14 protein-coding genes, 1 tRNA gene and 2 pseudogenes are annotated in these 13,559 nt (G+C 71.1%); 9 read left to right on the top strand and 8 right to left on the bottom strand.

Translation table 11 applies throughout. The features are described 5' to 3' along the window. Together OZN99_RS13415 and OZN99_RS13410 are read left to right on the top strand one after the other, a co-directional pair. Positions 1 to 300: pseudogene (locus tag OZN99_RS13415) on the top strand (hypothetical protein); the annotation flags it as partial. Next, on the top strand, positions 300 to 629 hold the full coding sequence (locus OZN99_RS13410; RefSeq protein ID WP_270935748.1) for a 2Fe-2S iron-sulfur cluster-binding protein: 330 nt from the start codon (positions 300 to 302) through the stop codon (positions 627 to 629). The pseudogene OZN99_RS13415 and the gene OZN99_RS13410, both read left to right, overlap by 1 nt. 12 nt (positions 630 to 641) lie before the next feature. Here the strand turns inward: OZN99_RS13410 and OZN99_RS13405 are convergent. Together OZN99_RS13405 and OZN99_RS13400 are read right to left on the bottom strand one after the other, a co-directional pair. Then, positions 642 to 716: transfer RNA gene (locus tag OZN99_RS13405), tRNA-Gly, on the bottom strand. A gap of 92 nt (positions 717 to 808) precedes the next feature. After that, on the bottom strand, positions 809 to 2,200 hold the full coding sequence (locus OZN99_RS13400; RefSeq protein WP_270935747.1) for a calcium-binding protein: 1,392 nt from the start codon (positions 2,198 to 2,200) through the stop codon (positions 809 to 811). Between the two features lie 477 nt (positions 2,201 to 2,677). Here OZN99_RS13400 and metZ point away from each other — a divergent pair. The 6 genes and pseudogenes from metZ to OZN99_RS13370 all read left to right on the top strand — a co-directional run. Further along, a pseudogene (gene metZ / locus OZN99_RS13395) lies at positions 2,678 to 3,871 on the top strand (O-succinylhomoserine sulfhydrylase); the annotation flags it as partial. Positions 3,872 to 4,184: 313 nt separating this feature from the next. Next, complete coding sequence (locus OZN99_RS13390; RefSeq protein WP_270935746.1) at positions 4,185 to 4,880, top strand: YopT-type cysteine protease domain-containing protein; 696 nt, start codon at positions 4,185 to 4,187, stop codon at positions 4,878 to 4,880. A 373-nt stretch (positions 4,881 to 5,253) separates the two neighbouring features. Further along, complete coding sequence (locus OZN99_RS13385) at positions 5,254 to 5,598, top strand: ArsR/SmtB family transcription factor (protein ID WP_270935745.1); 345 nt, start codon at positions 5,254 to 5,256, stop codon at positions 5,596 to 5,598. Continuing rightward, positions 5,595 to 5,984, top strand: a complete 390-nt coding sequence (locus OZN99_RS13380) for a group II truncated hemoglobin (protein WP_270935744.1) — start codon at positions 5,595 to 5,597, stop codon at positions 5,982 to 5,984. Before OZN99_RS13385 ends, OZN99_RS13380 begins: the two co-directional genes overlap by 4 nt. An 85-nt stretch (positions 5,985 to 6,069) precedes the next feature. After that, the gene (locus OZN99_RS13375) at positions 6,070 to 7,410 is read left to right on the top strand and encodes a sulfite oxidase (RefSeq protein WP_270935743.1); all 1,341 of its coding nucleotides are present in this window, start codon (positions 6,070 to 6,072) and stop codon (positions 7,408 to 7,410) included. 8 nt (positions 7,411 to 7,418) lie between these two features. After that, positions 7,419 to 7,778, top strand: coding sequence for a hypothetical protein (locus OZN99_RS13370; RefSeq protein ID WP_270935742.1), 360 nt, complete (start codon positions 7,419 to 7,421; stop codon positions 7,776 to 7,778). Positions 7,779 to 7,948: 170 nt separating this feature from the next. On the opposite strand, the gene OZN99_RS13365 is transcribed toward OZN99_RS13370, so the two are convergent. Then, complete coding sequence (locus OZN99_RS13365; protein ID WP_270935741.1) at positions 7,949 to 8,545, bottom strand: OmpA family protein; 597 nt, start codon at positions 8,543 to 8,545, stop codon at positions 7,949 to 7,951. A 148-nt stretch (positions 8,546 to 8,693) separates the two neighbouring features. Between OZN99_RS13365 and OZN99_RS13360 the strand changes: the two genes are divergently transcribed. After that, entirely contained in the window at positions 8,694 to 8,882 is a 189-nt protein-coding gene (locus tag OZN99_RS13360) for a hypothetical protein (protein WP_270935740.1), read from the top strand. Positions 8,883 to 8,925: 43 nt separating this feature from the next. Here the strand turns inward: OZN99_RS13360 and OZN99_RS13355 are convergent, their stop codons facing one another. From OZN99_RS13355 to OZN99_RS13335, 5 genes are all read right to left on the bottom strand, one after another. After that, entirely contained in the window at positions 8,926 to 9,948 is a 1,023-nt protein-coding gene (locus OZN99_RS13355; protein ID WP_270935739.1) for a hypothetical protein, read from the bottom strand. Between the two features lie 25 nt (positions 9,949 to 9,973). After that, the gene (locus OZN99_RS13350; protein ID WP_270935738.1) at positions 9,974 to 10,573 is read right to left on the bottom strand and encodes an OmpA family protein; all 600 of its coding nucleotides are present in this window, start codon (positions 10,571 to 10,573) and stop codon (positions 9,974 to 9,976) included. 74 nt (positions 10,574 to 10,647) lie between these two features. Beyond that, positions 10,648 to 12,156: a class I SAM-dependent methyltransferase gene (locus OZN99_RS13345; RefSeq protein ID WP_270935737.1), complete on the bottom strand. Its 1,509-nt coding sequence runs from the start codon at positions 12,154 to 12,156 to the stop codon at positions 10,648 to 10,650. Next, entirely contained in the window at positions 12,153 to 13,214 is a 1,062-nt protein-coding gene (gene tssG / locus OZN99_RS13340) for a type VI secretion system baseplate subunit TssG (protein WP_270935736.1), read from the bottom strand. Before tssG ends, OZN99_RS13345 begins: the two co-directional genes overlap by 4 nt. Beyond that, on the bottom strand, positions 13,211 to 13,559 hold a 349-nt coding region (locus OZN99_RS13335), incomplete at its 5' end, for a type VI secretion system baseplate subunit TssF (RefSeq protein ID WP_270935735.1). The genes OZN99_RS13335 and tssG, both read right to left, overlap by 4 nt.

Here is a 13,559-nt window from a genome sequence, read left to right as displayed (position 1 = left end):
GCCGGCCTGGCCCGCGCCGCGGACACGCTGGAGGCGCTGCGCGCCGAAATGGGCGGGGCGCCGCCCGGCCGGCCGGGCGTGGCGCACGACCTGGCGCGGCTCGACTGGTTCGACCTGCGGCAGATGCTGCTGGTGGCGGATGCCGTGGTTCAGGCCGCCGCCGCCCGCACGGAAAGCCGCGGCGCGCACCAGCGCGAGGACATGCCCGGGCAGGACGCGGCCTGGGCGTTCAGCCAGGCGCTCACGATGCCGGCAGGCGGCCAGCGTCCGCACCTGATGCAGCAGCAGGTCGCCGCCTGATGCCTGTCGCGACGCTGCTGGTCCATCGCGGCGGCCCCGGCGAGGCGCCGCGCCACGACGCGTTCGAGGTGGCCTACGAGCCCGGCGAGTCCGTGCTGGACGCGCTGCGCCGGCTGCGCGCCGAGGCCGATCCGACGCTGGCCTTCCGCTACGCCTGCCTCAACGCCAATGCCTGCAAGGAATGCATGATGCTGCTGGACGGCCGCGTGGTGTACGCCTGCACGGCCCGGCTCGAGCCGCGCGCCATGCGGCTCGACCCGCTCCCCAACAAGCCGCTGCTGCGCGACCTGGCGACGGTGCTGGCGCCGCAGGACGAAAGGCTGGGGTGAAGGGGGCAGGACTGGAGCGGGCGATGGGAATCGAACCCACGACATTCAGCTTGGGAAGCTGACGTTCTACCTCTGAACTACGCCCGCACCCTTGCGAAGATAGCGAGGGCGCCCCCCAGCGGCAAGGCTGGCGGGCCGCCGGCGGGTCCGGCCCGCCGACGGAACCCGACGGGCGCCGCTCAGCCGAACAGCCCGTCCGGCCCGCCGCCGCCCAGCGTCCCGACCTGCGCGGTGAACAGGCTGCCGTTGGCGATCGCCGCCTCCAGCGCCGCCTCGCTCACGCCATGGAAGCGGGCGATCGCCGTCATGCCGTGGGCTTCGGTGTCGGCGAACAGGATGCAACCGATCCCGGGCGCGTTGAACACCAGCAGCGCGTCCTGCACGTCGCCGCCGGGCGGCAGCGCATCGCCGAACAGCGAGGAGGCGAGCGAGAGGCGGTCCTCGGCCAGGTCGAAGTAGTAGACCTCGTCCATGCCCACATCGCCGGCCTGCCAGCGCAGCACGTCGGCATCCACGCCGAGCAGGATGACGTCCGCCCCCTCGCCGCCGCGTATCGTGTTCTCGCCGCGGAAGCCGTTGATCGTGTCGGCGCCGTCGCCGCCGGAGATCACGTCGTCGCCCTGCTGCGCGTTGTTGTCGTCGCCGCGGAGCGAATCGTTGCCGGACCCGCCCAGGATGCTGTCCGCGCCCGCGCCGCCCAGCACCGTATCGTTGCCGGCGCTGCCATCGACGTGGTCGTTGCCGGCACCCGCCTCCAGCCGGTTGGCGATCGCGCTGCCGAAGATCACGTCGCCGCCCGTGCCGGTGGTGACGTTCTCCATCCCGACCAGCGTGTCGTTGCCGAGCGCCCCGGCGGAGATGCCGAGGCCGAGATTCACCTGCACGCTGCCGGCGGTGTCGAATACGGCGGTGTCGGTGCCGGCATTGCCGTTGAGGTAGTCGTTGCCGGCGCCCCCATTCATCCGGTCGTGGCCGCCGCCGCCGTACAGACGGTCGGCACCGTCGCCGCCGGTGATCGTGTCGTGGCCGCCGTCGCCGTAGAGCGTGTCGTTGCCGGCTTCGCCATGCACCTGGTCGTCGTGGTTGCCGCCGGAGACGTAGTCGTTGCCCTGGCCGCCATAGAGGGTGTCGTTGCCGTCGCGGCCGAAGAGCATGTCGTTGCCGTCGTGGCCCCACAGCTGGTTGGCAGCCGTGCTGCCGCGCAGCGTGTCGGGCCCGACCGAGCCGACGACGTTCTCGATGGAGATCAGTCCGTCGGGGTTGATGAAGTAGTTGAGGAACTTGCGCTGGGCGAGGCCGACCTCGAGGTCGACATCAACGCCGTAGTGCATGTGCGAGATGGTCGGGCCCTGGTAGGCCTCCGTCTGGATGTAGGAGACGGTGTCGATACCGGCGCCGCCGTTGAAGATGTCGGAGGTGTCGGTGGTCCAGTCGAACAGTTCGTGGGCGATGATCACGTCGTTGCCATCGCCGGCCTGGACCGAGGTCCAGAAGCGCGTGTCGTAGAGCGTGTCGTTGCCGTTCGTGCCAGGCACGGGTTCGGGGGTGGAGAAGCCGGGGCCGGTCGGCATGGTCGGGGTCCTTTCGGGACAGGGGTTGGTCGGCGCCCCGCCGGCTTCTGTTTCGCGCCGGTTTCATCTGTTTCGCCAGGATCGGCTCCGATGAAACCGTCCGGAAACAGCAGATCATCCGGCCGAGCGCCTATCTTCTGCGATATTTTTCTGCCGCGACGGAACGCCCAAGGTTGCAGGCGCCGGATGCAGGAATGCCGGCACGCGGCGGCGCCGGCTGCACCTGCGACGCCCGAGCCGCCCGCCTTGACCGGGCCCGGGACACGGTCCTAAGCAGGACCGTCCTCGCGATTTGTCCGGCCTGCTTGCGGCGAGGTCCCGGATCCACCGGGCGGCGGTCCGACCGCCGAAAAGAAGCGCGCTAAACGGCCGTCGGGAGGCATTTGCCGGCCTTCCCGCGCCCCGTTCAGGGGGTCGGACGCCCTAGCCGCGCGGTGCAGCCGGATCCCCGGCGACGCCGCCCAGAAGGTGTCCCGGATGGCCAAGACCCTGCCCGACCGCCCCCTCCGCCCCGCCACGCAGCTCGTCCGCGGCGGCACCATGCGCTCGGGCTATGACGAGACCTCCGAGGCGCTCTTCCTGACCTCGGGCTTCGTGTACGACAGCGCCGAGCAGGCCGAGGCGACCTTCCTCGGCACCGCCGACCACTTCCAGTATTCGCGCTTCGCCAACCCCACGCTGTCGATGCTGGAGCAGCGGCTCTGCCTGCTGGAGGGCGCCGAGGCGTGCCGCCTGACCGCGACGGGCATGGCGGCGGTGCACGCCGCGATGCTGTCCCATCTCAAGACCGGCGATCGCGTGGTGGCCAGCCGCGCGCTGTTCGGCTCCTGCCACTGGATCGTCTCCACCCTGCTGCCGCGCTACGGCATCCAGGCGGAGTTCGTCGATTGCGGCGATCTCGGCCAGTGGCAGCGCGCGCTGGCCAAGCCGGCCAACCTCGTCCTGCTCGAGACGCCGTCGAATCCGATGCTGGAGATGGTGGACCTCGCGGCGGTGTGCGACCTGGCGCATGCGGCCGGCGCGGTCGTGGTGGTGGACAACGTCTTCGCCACGCCGCTGCTGCAGAAGCCGCTGCAGTTCGGCGCCGACGTCGTCGTCTATTCCTGCACCAAGCACATGGACGGCCAGGGCCGCGTGCTGGGCGGCGCGGTGCTGGGCCGGAAGAAGTGGGTGGACGAGGTGCTGCAGCCCTTCGTGCGGAACACCGGGCCGGCCATGTCGCCCTTCAACGCCTGGGTCATCCTGAAGGGTCTGGAGACGCTGCACCTGCGCCTGCCGGCGATGTGCCGTTCCGCTGCCGCCATCGCCGACTTCCTGGCGGAGCGGAGCGAGGTGGCGCGCGTGCTCTACCCCTTCCGCGTCGACCATCCGCAGCAGGCGCTGGCCAAGGCGCAGATGGCGGCCGGCGGCAGCCTCGTCACCTTCGACGTCAAGGGCGGCAAGGACGCGGCGTTCCGCTTCATGAACGCGCTGCGCATCATCGACGTGTCGAACAACCTGGGCGACTCCAAGTCGCTCGTCACCCATCCGGCAACCACCACCCACATGCGCGTCGGCGCGGAGGAGCGCGCGAAGCTTGGCATCACGGATGGCACCATCCGCTTCTCAGTCGGCCTCGAGGATGTGGCGGACCTGATCGCCGACCTGTCGGAGGCGCTGGACAGCATCGCCCCGGCGGCGCCGGCGACGCGACGCGTGCCGTTGGCCGTCGAGATGGTGCGCGCGCCCGAACCGCTCCCGGACACCGCCGAACCTGCCGCGAAGCCGAAGCGCGCGCGAGCGAAAGCGCAGCCGGAACCAGCTGCCGAGTCCGGTGCAGCGATGCTGTTCGAGCTTGCGTCGCCGCTGCCGGAGGTTCCTCGCCGGAAGGGCTGAGCTGTCCTCCTTCGAGCGTGTTGACAAGCCAGCGCGACCTTACGGTATCGTATCGCTCTGACCCGGTTCTGCTGCTGGACAATGCGCCACCGGTCGCCAGGAGCCTTCGATGCCCTACACGTTCGTCGAAGCCAAGGTGAATGCCGAGGAAGTTGGAGGGTCTTGCGACTGGCAGTACGATCAGTCGCTCGACATCCGTGTCATCGTCGGCGGGAAGTCGGTGAACAAGGGCTGGTGCCACGCCCTTTCCGTGATGTGGATCAAGAAGGGCTTCGCCGGCGAAAACTTCCTCGAATGGTTTGGACCGGCGGAGAAGGCGTGTCCACAGCGGGTCGGCAAATCCGCCACTGTCGGGCCAGTGTTCAACCTGCTCAAGCAAATGATGGATGAGCAGTCTCGGGTAATCGATAACTATAATGCTCAAGGCAACAAGCAGTGGTGGGCCGTGGATTATGCGCTGGTCCGTAACGTCGCACAGTACGGTCTGACACCCGGCGGCGATGGGCTAAATTCCATGCAAATTGAGAAAAATGCGGAGTTGATGGTTGATTTGATCGGCACAATCGCGGGATACAATTATCTTGGTCTTGACTCGCCCAACAAGGCCAACGGGGGCGCGCATGCGATGGGCTGCTATGTGACAGCGAACAGGTCGCTTTACGTGTTCTTCGATCCCAACTTCGGTCAGTTCAGATTCTCGAGCGCCACTATGTTTCGCGATTTCCTCAAGAAATTCATGCCGAGATCTGGCTATGGGAGGCGATACAGCCGTCTTGGTGTGTTGAACATATCCGCTTCGAATTGATTGCGACGGGCGCTCGGTACTCTGGCGCGCATGGGTGTCGCCGCACTCGGATCCCTCTGAGGGGCAGGCGCAGCAGGCCGATCCCTGCGCTTCGAACATGGCGCCTCAGAATTGGCACTTCGGAACGAAGAGGTTTGCGTTCTCGTCGCGCAGGGCGGCGACCGATTCACTCAGCGCAACCTGGGGATTGTCGTTCCGGAGGCCAACAGAGACGGCGGAGTCTGTAACGATTTCAGGTCGTTCGTTTTTCGTAACTATACTCGCCCCATAACTGCTGAAAGCTCCCCTGACGCCCGGGACGTAAGCCCTGAAACATGAACTGAAACATGAACGCACCTTGCGAGTTGCTTGGCCGGACCGCTAAGCATCGCCCATGCGCTACCTTGAAGATTCGGGGCTCGTCGGCGAAGCGAGCGACCTGGCATTGATGGAAGAGCACGCCGCGGAAGCCGCGGCGATGCTCAGGCTGCTCGCCAATGAGCGGCGGCTGATCCTGCTCTGCACGCTGATCGTGGAAGGCGAGGCCCATGTCGGGCGCCTCGCCGAACGCGTGGCGCTTTCGCAACCCGCCGTGTCGCAGCATCTGGCGAAGCTGCGTGAGGATGGACTGGTCGCGACGCGGCGCACCGGCACGACCATCCACTACCGCATCGCCGATCCGCGCGTCTCCAAGCTGATCGCCACGCTTCGGGAGGTGTTCTGCCCGGATCCCGCGTGACCGGACGGACACCCTACGAACGGCTCGGTGGCGAAGCCGGGCTGCGGCGCCTGACCCGCCGCTTCTACGCCCTGATGGACGAACTGCCGGAGGCCGCGGCCTGCCGCGCGATCCACCCCGACAGCCTTGAGGCGTCGGAGCAGAAGTTTTTCGAGTACCTGTCCTTCTGGCTCGGCGGACCGCCGCTGTTCCTGGAGCGGCGCGGGCCCCCGATGCTGCGCGCCCGCCATCTGCACGTCCCGATCGGGGAGGCCGAGATCGCCGGCTGGTTGCTCTGCTTCCGCCAGGCCTGGGCCGAGCAGGTCCGCGACGACCCGGCGCTGGACGCCGCCGTGCTGCCCCGAGTCGAGCAGCTTGCGCTCCATATGCGTAACCAGGCGGCCTGAGCGTCGGGCGGTCCTCTTGCCGCCACATTGCAGGGCTGCTTATGAAGATCCCTGCAACGAAGAACGTGACCGGGAGGAAATGGTGATGGCCGCACGACACGGCAGGACCGAGAGGTCCATCCAGGAACTCTACCGCGACGATCCGGAACGGGCCGACGCCCTCGCCTTCGGGCGGCGCGGCGCGCTGAAGGGGACGGCGCTGGCTGCGATGGGCGCCGCCTTGGGCGGCGCCATTCCCTTCGCGCACTCGATGCCGGAAGGCACGCTGCCCGCCCTTTTCGCCCGCCCCGCCGCGGCACAGGGCACCGCCGGCAGCGGCGCACCGCAGGTGCTGCGCATGGAAGGCAAGGCGCCGCTGATCCTCCAGGGCGAGCGCCCACTGGTCGCGGAGACGCCGGAGCACCTGCTGGACGAGCCGGTGACGAGCTACGCCAACCACTTCATCCGCAACAACGGCGGCGTACCGGAAGCGCTGTCCGGCGACCCGCGGACCTGGAAGATCCGCATCGACGGCGAGGTGAACACGCCGCTCGAACTCACCCTGGGCGAGTTGGAAGCGCGCTTCCCCGTGGTGACGCGCCAATTGCAGATGGAATGCGGCGGCAACGGGCGGGCCTTCTTCGCGCCGCAGACCCGCGGCAACCAATGGGGCAACGGCGCCATCAGCAATGCCGAATGGACGGGTGTGCGCCTGCGCGACGTGCTGCAGGCGGCTGGCCTCAAGCCCTCAGCGGTGTTCACGGGGCATTACGGCGCCGACCCGCATCTTTCCGGCGCGGCCGACCGTCCCGCCATCGCGCGCGGCATGCGGCTGGCGAAGGCGATGGACGAGGACACGCTGATCGCCTTCCGCATGAACGGCCAGCCGATCCCGCACATCCACGGCGCGCCGGTGCGCCTGATCACCCCGGGCTGGCCGGGCAGCCTGAGCCAGAAATGGCTGACGCGCATCTGGATCCGCGACCGGGTGCATGACGGCGCGGGCATGGGCGGCACCTCCTACCGCATCCCGGTGCGGCCGATCGTGCCTGGCAGCAACAGCAACGGCGCCGACTTCGCGGAGATGGAGAGCATGCCCGTGCGCTCCATCCTGTCCTCGCACGCGCATGGCACGCGGCTGCCGGCGGGCACGCGAAGCCTGGACCTGCGCGGCGCCGCCTGGGCCGGCGACCTAACGGTGCGCGCGGTGGATGTCAGCGTGGATTTCGGCGCGACCTGGACGACGATGCAGGTGGCCGCGCCGGCCAACCGCCATGCCTGGCAGCGCTGGACCGGCCGCGTGACGCTGCCCTCCGACGGCTACTACGAGATCTGGTACCGCGCGACCGACAGCGACGGCCGCATGCAGCCGCACGCCGCGGCGAACTGGAACCCGCAGGGCTACGGCGCCAACCCGATCAGCCGCGCGGCGATCCTGGTGGGCTGATGCGGGCGATGATCCTTGTCGCGGCCATCGCCGCGCTCGGCATCGGCGTGGCCCTGGCGCAGGACCGCCAGGACCAGGCCGACGCGGCCCGCGCCATCGAGGGCGCGGCGGAGGAAGAAACCGTCCTGCCTGACGGCGAGGGCCGGTCCGAGACCTTCGCCTACTGCACCGTGTGCCACAACACGGCGCTGATCCGGCGCAACCGCCTCAGCCGTGATCAGTGGGACGGGTTGATGGACTGGATGAGCGAGAAGCACGGCATGAATCCGCTGGAAGGCGAGTTCCGCGACACCATCGTGAACTATCTCGCCACGCATTTCGGGCCGGCCCAGGCGCCGGCCCGCGGGCGCAATCCCTTCCTGAACTGATTCCGCCGAGCCTTTCTGGTGATCCGGTGGCGGCCGGCGTTCTACACGCCGGCCGAGCGCCCGACCGGGCGCCGCCGCAAGTGCGGCGAAGCCGAGCGGCGCTGATGCGCCGCGCTGGTGCTTGAAGGCGTTCCCGAGTCACCGAGAACGCACGCCGGCATGAGCCCGCCTCAACGCTCGAGCAGCACTTCCACCCGGCGGTTCCGCTGGCGCCCCTCGGGGTCGTCGCGGCCGTCGGGGGCGGTGTTCGACGCGACGGGCTCCGCCTCGCCGCGGCCGGTCGCCTGCATCGGCGGCAGCCCGCCGCCCTGGCCTGCCAGCCAGCGCTCCACGCTCCGCGCCCGGCGTTCCGACAGCGCCTGGTTGTAGGCGTCGGAGCCGATGGCGTCGGTGTGGCCCACGATGCGCACGGCGCGGGGCTGCCGCTGACGGATGATCTCGGCGACGCGGCCGAGCGCCTCCGCCGCCTCCGGCCGCAGCTCAGCCTTGTCGAAGTCGAACAGCACGTCGTTGCGCACGGTGAGCCGGGTCGCGCGCGGCGTCTCCTCCACCACCACGACGTTCGCGCCGGAGACATCCACGGCCGCGCCGGGCGGGACGGTGCCGGTCAGCGGGCGGCCATCCTGCTCGATCGTGATGCCGCGCGGCCTCGGCGGCGGCTGCTCGATCGTGACCGTGCCGGTTGCCGCCTCCTGCGCATGCGGCGTGCCGGCGCAGGCCAGGGCGACGACGAATGCCGTGAGGATGCGGGCGGGCAGGGTCTGCATCGGCGGCCTCCATGGGCTGTGGCGATGCCGACGGAACGCGGCACGCCGCGCCGGCGTGAAACGCGTCACGGAAATATCACCCGGGGCGAACGACACGCAGGCTGCGCGCGTTGGTTATGGCACCTCGTTGGAGAAGGAGGACGAACGCATGTCTGTTTCCCGCCTCGCTAGCCTGGCCGCCCTGGCTTTCTCGGCCGCCACGCTCGGCGCCTGCACCTATGTCGAGCGGGAGCGCCCGCCGCAGCAGGCGACGGTGCTGGTGCCGCAGCAGGCGCCCGCGACGGTGGTGACGCCGGCGCCCGCGCCGCCGACCGTCACCGTCCGCCCGAGCTACTGAGCGCGACACGGCATGGCGACGCCCGCTGGCGTCGCCGTGCCGGTCAGCGCGCCATCGCGTCCCGCAGCCAGCCCGGCGGCAGCGACGCGACGAATGCGGCGCGCAGGGCCGCGACACGCTCCGGCGTGAAGCCGAGCGCGGCGGCGTTGAAGAAGCGCTCGTCAGGCGTGTGGAACAGGAAGGCATGCGCCTCGTTGGCCATGACCTCCTCCAGCGCCGGGTCGTACGACGCCTCGGAGAGCATGGCGCGGAAGCGCGCGCGTTCCTCCTCGGAAAGCAGGTCCTGCCAGAACCGCCAGACCACGGCGGCGTAGGCCGGGTTGGTGAAGAACTCGCCGTGCGAGAGCTCGTGGCGCAGCATCGCCGCGCGGGCGCGCGCATCCAGCCAGGCCTCCGCCCCGGCATGCGGCACCGAGACCAGCGCGCCGCCCGCATCCAGTCGCAGCCAGCCGAGTTCGCGTGCCAGGGCGCGCAGCCGCTCCTCGTCGGGATTCAGCCGCACGCCGTCGCGGTCCGCCAGCGCGAAGAAGCGCGCGAGGTCCGCGGCGCGGTAGTTGTGGCCGTAGTAGAAGGTCTCCGCCGTGGTGCCGCCGGCGATCACCGCCCGCTCCAGCGCGGCATCGTCCAGCACGCGGTCGCGCGGCAGCCCGGCCTTCTCCACCAGCGCCGCCACGCGGTTCAGCATCCGCGCCTGCTCGCCCAGCGTCGGGAAGTCCAGCACCAGCACGGCCGGGTTGCCGGCGAAGCGCCGGATGACGAGTTCCGGCGCGGCGTTGGCGAGGATCTCGGCCTCGGTGGCCAGCGCGAAGCGCTCCGCCGGTGCGGGTAGCACTGAGGGGAGGCCCGGCGGCGAGGGCGTGCGCGGGACGACCTGCGGTGCGGAGGGCGGCGCCAGCCCCGGCACGGGCAGCAGGCCCGGCCGCAGCAGCATCAATGACGTCAGGCCAACCACCGCCAGCAGGGCCGTACCGGCGAGCAGAAGGGGAAGGCGAGAGCGCCGCGGCTGCGGCTGCGGCCGCACGGGCCGCCGCAGCACAACCGTCTCGTCCTCGCCGTGCGGCGCCATCGCGGCGTGTCTGGGCCGCGAGCGGTCAGCTGCCGATGTTGATGACCTGCACGCGGCGGTTCCGCGGCTCGTTGACGTTATCGCCGGTCGGCACCAGGGGCTCGCTCTCGCCACGGCCCGCGGCCTCCAGTCGCTGCCCGGCGATGCCGAACTGCGCGGAGAGATAGCGCACCACCGCGGCGGCGCGACGCTCCGAGAGCGTCTGGTTCAGCGGCGCGCTGCCGACGGTGTCCGTGTGGCCCTCGACGCGGAAGCGGAAGGCCGCGAGGTCGGGACTCGACAGCGCGCGGCCCAACTCGTCCAGCGTGCGGCGCGCCTGCGGCGTCAGCTCCGCAGAGCCGGTCGCGAAGTTCACCGTCAGGTTGACCGAGGGCGCCGCGCCATCGGCCGGCTGCGGCGGCGCGGTCTGTGCCTGCGGCGCGCCGGCGGGTGCGGTCTGTGCCGGGGCGGCCGGCGTCACGGGCCGGATGCCGCGCGTCTGGCCGCCGAGGATGTTTCCGCCGGGACGCAGCGCATCGATGATCTGCTGCGAGTTCGGGTTCTGCTGCGCGCCCGCATCGCCCGACAGGGCGACACCACCCAGCAGCACGGCGACGATGCCGGCCATCGCGATACCCTGGCGCATCCCTGCCCTCCCGTTCGTCATCACACCTGGGTTGAGTGAAGCACATCCAGCTCGCGCTGTCATTTCGCCACGCATCACGCGGGCAGGCAGCCCAGCTGCCGCAGCAGCGGCAGCATCTGGTCGCGCGCCCGTTCCAGCGCTTCGCGCAGCCGTCCCTGGTTCTCCTCGTCCAGCGCGCTGCCAAGCGTCGCGACCCAGGGCGCGACATCCGCGCCGTCATCGCCGGCCAGCGCGCGCCCGGCGACGAAGAGGTCGCCGACGGAGCACGGCATGCCCGCGCCCAGCGCCGCGCTCGCCGCCGCGACGGGACGGCTCAGATTCTCCGCCGCGCCCATGCGGCGCGCCAGCGCGGCGTTCAGCCGCAGCACGCTGTCCGATGCCGGCGCACCAGGACGCCAGACCGGCACCGCCTGCCGCGTGCCGGTCAGCAGCCCGGCGAGTTCCGCCGGATTCTCCTTCGTCGCGACGGCGCCCGGCGCCTTCAGCAGCGCGCCGACCGCCGCCGGCCCCTCGGCCAGCATGCGCACCACGGGCCCGTAGAATTCCTTGGCCAGCTGCGCCTTCCCCGCCGCGACCTGCACCTCCAGCACGACGCGGTCGGCCGGGATGCAGAGCGCGAGCGTCAGCTCCCGCAGCGCCGCGTCGCGGCCGGCCGCGCCCATCCGCCGCGCGCCGCGCACGAAGACGTCGTGGCGCAAGGTCCGGCCGAGGCAGACATCCTTCACCAGCTCCCGCGTCTGCGAATCCTCGAAGCGTTCGTAGATCGCGCGCTGCGCGGCGGTCATGCCGAGCTCGGGGAAGTTGTCGAGCAGCATGCCGGAGCCGACGAATTCCAGCCGCGCCTCCGACAGCGCGGCGACCACGTCGGAATGCCAGCAGGGGGACCAGTGGCCGTTCATGAATTCATGCGCGAGGTAGGTGGCGGAGTAGTTGCCGATGCCCCGCAGCCACGCGGTCAGGCGGGCGTCGCCGGTCAGGGTGGAGGCTTCCGCCTTCACAAGTTCGTGAAGTACCTCGAAGCCTGCCTGCGCCTGGCGGTCGCTGCGCTGCGCCAGGCGCAGCCCGGTCTCGCGCACCAGGCGCTGCATCGCCAGCATGCCCTGCCAGCCCGGCAGCGCGTTGTAGCTGAGATGCGCCACGCCGCCGGCGCGCAGCTTCGCGCGCAGCAGCCGCACGATGCCGGCGCGCACCGTGGGCGAGACCCAGCTCCAGACGCCGTGGGAGGTGACGATGTCGGCCTCCGGCAGCGCGGCGGCGGCCGCGCTTTCCGCGAAGTCGGACAGGTCGGCCTCGAGGAAGGTGACGTTGGTCAGGCCCGCTTCCCGCGCCAGCGCGCGGGCGGCGGCGATATGCGCGGGGTGGAAGTCGATCGCCGTGACGCGCCAGGACGGGTTGGCGGCGGCGACGACCAGCGCGCCCATCCCCTGCCCGCAGCCGAGTTCCAGGTAGTGCGCGCCTTCCTCCGGCACGTCCCAGGCGACGCCGCACAGCAGGCAGGCCAGGCGCAGATGGGCGGGCGATTGTTCCCGGTAGTAGCCGGCGTCGTAGTTGATGTCGGTGACGTAGCCGTCGCCCCAGCTCATGCGGCAGCGCCTCTCGCGTGATGGAAGCCTTCGACCACCTCGGCCTCGAACAGCGGCTCCGTGCCGTCCTCGCGGCGGCCGGCGGTCGGCAGCCAGGTGTTCCAGCCCAGCCGCGGCGCCGGATCCGCGGCGGAGTCCAGGCGCAGCGGCGGCACCGCGGCGGCGGCGACCACCGGGTTCACCGCGAAGCCGGTCTCCGAGCCCAGGAAGGCCCGCACCAGCGAGACGAGGCGCGCCAGGGCGGGCCGGTCCGGCAGCAGCGCATCGAAGGCCGGGCCATCCAGCGGGCCGAGCCGCAGCACCACCCGCGCCGAGGCGTCCCAGGCCCGCACCCCGATCGCGGCATCCACGCCGAGCCGCGCATGCTGCCCGCTGCCGATGCCCACCGGCAGGCGCGTGCGCTGGTCCGGCGGCAGGGCGAGCCAGGCGCCGGCGAACTGCACCACCTCCACCGTCTGGCCCAGCCAGTCGGAGACCAGCGCCCGCAAGCGTTCCGCCGAGCGCGGGCGCATCGCGAACAGCCCGGCATAGTGCATCAGCGGCTCCGGCCCGGCGGCCAGCCGATCCGCCAGGTGCGGCGTGCCGTGGCCCGCCAGCGCCAGCAGCACCGCGGCCACCTTGCCCTCATCCGGCCCCTGGTCCGGGGTACGCGCCAGCAGCGCCATGTCGGCCGCACGATGCATGCGGTACTTCGCGCCGGCCGCGGCGAAATGCGCGACCAGCCGCTGCGCCAGCAGATCGAGGAAGTCCGGCAGGCTGCGCGCGCGGCTGCGCACCTGCTGCACCACCGCTTCCGAATAGTGCCGCGGCAGTACGCCGGACGGACCGGTCAGCCCGATCAGCCCGACGGTGAGCGAGGGTGGCGCGGCGCCCTCCCCGGCCGAGAGGCGCAGCACGTCGCCGGGCGGGAAGGCCAGGCCGTGCGGCGCGTGGAAGCGCGCGGCCTCGGCCGGCTGGTCGGTCTCGCGGTCGGCGCAGAGCAGCCGCATCGCCGCGTCGAAGGAGAAGCTCTCGGGCTCCGACGCCAGGCGATCGAGCGCGGACGGAAGCGGCTTCACAGCAGCACGCGCCAGCCCGCCCGCGCCGGCCAGGACGCCGCGTTGCCGGTCGCGCCCCGCAGCACGGCGCGCGTCCGAACGAAGGAGTTGACCGTGGCGTGCAGCGCCAGGAAGCGGTCGAGCACCGAGGCCAGCACATAGAGCCCGCCGGTCTGCCAGCCGCGCTGGTCGAAGGTGAGCGTCACGTCGAGCCCGCGGCAGAACGACCCGCCCATGCCGCGCGGCCCGGCCGGCAGGCGCGCTGCGCCGGGCGCCGCCGTCACCTCGAGCAGCGAGGCGATGGCCGCGCGCGTCTCCGCCGAATCGCGCAGGTCGTGCAGGCGCAGCACCTCCCGCAGGGCGGCC

It is taken from the genome of Falsiroseomonas oryzae (assembly GCF_027856955.1).
GTDB lineage: Bacteria > Pseudomonadota > Alphaproteobacteria > Acetobacterales > Acetobacteraceae > Falsiroseomonas > Falsiroseomonas oryzae.
This window is presented reverse-complemented; position numbering and strand designations above follow the sequence as displayed.

Coding starts and splice junctions, on each gene's coding strand:
- OZN99_RS13410 (WP_270935748.1), top strand. CDS start 300: ATGCCTGTCGCGACGCTGCTGGTCCATCGCGGCGGCCCCGGCGAGGCG.
- OZN99_RS13400 (WP_270935747.1), bottom strand. CDS start 2,200: ATGCCGACCGGCCCCGGCTTCTCCACCCCCGAACCCGTGCCTGGCACG.
- OZN99_RS13390 (WP_270935746.1), top strand. CDS start 4,185: ATGCCCTACACGTTCGTCGAAGCCAAGGTGAATGCCGAGGAAGTTGGA.
- OZN99_RS13385 (WP_270935745.1), top strand. CDS start 5,254: ATGCGCTACCTTGAAGATTCGGGGCTCGTCGGCGAAGCGAGCGACCTG.
- OZN99_RS13375 (WP_270935743.1), top strand. CDS start 6,070: ATGGCCGCACGACACGGCAGGACCGAGAGGTCCATCCAGGAACTCTAC.
- OZN99_RS13370 (WP_270935742.1), top strand. CDS start 7,419: ATGATCCTTGTCGCGGCCATCGCCGCGCTCGGCATCGGCGTGGCCCTG.
- OZN99_RS13365 (WP_270935741.1), bottom strand. CDS start 8,545: ATGCAGACCCTGCCCGCCCGCATCCTCACGGCATTCGTCGTCGCCCTG.
- OZN99_RS13360 (WP_270935740.1), top strand. CDS start 8,694: ATGTCTGTTTCCCGCCTCGCTAGCCTGGCCGCCCTGGCTTTCTCGGCC.
- OZN99_RS13355 (WP_270935739.1), bottom strand. CDS start 9,948: ATGGCGCCGCACGGCGAGGACGAGACGGTTGTGCTGCGGCGGCCCGTG.
- OZN99_RS13350 (WP_270935738.1), bottom strand. CDS start 10,573: ATGCGCCAGGGTATCGCGATGGCCGGCATCGTCGCCGTGCTGCTGGGT.
- OZN99_RS13345 (WP_270935737.1), bottom strand. CDS start 12,156: ATGAGCTGGGGCGACGGCTACGTCACCGACATCAACTACGACGCCGGC.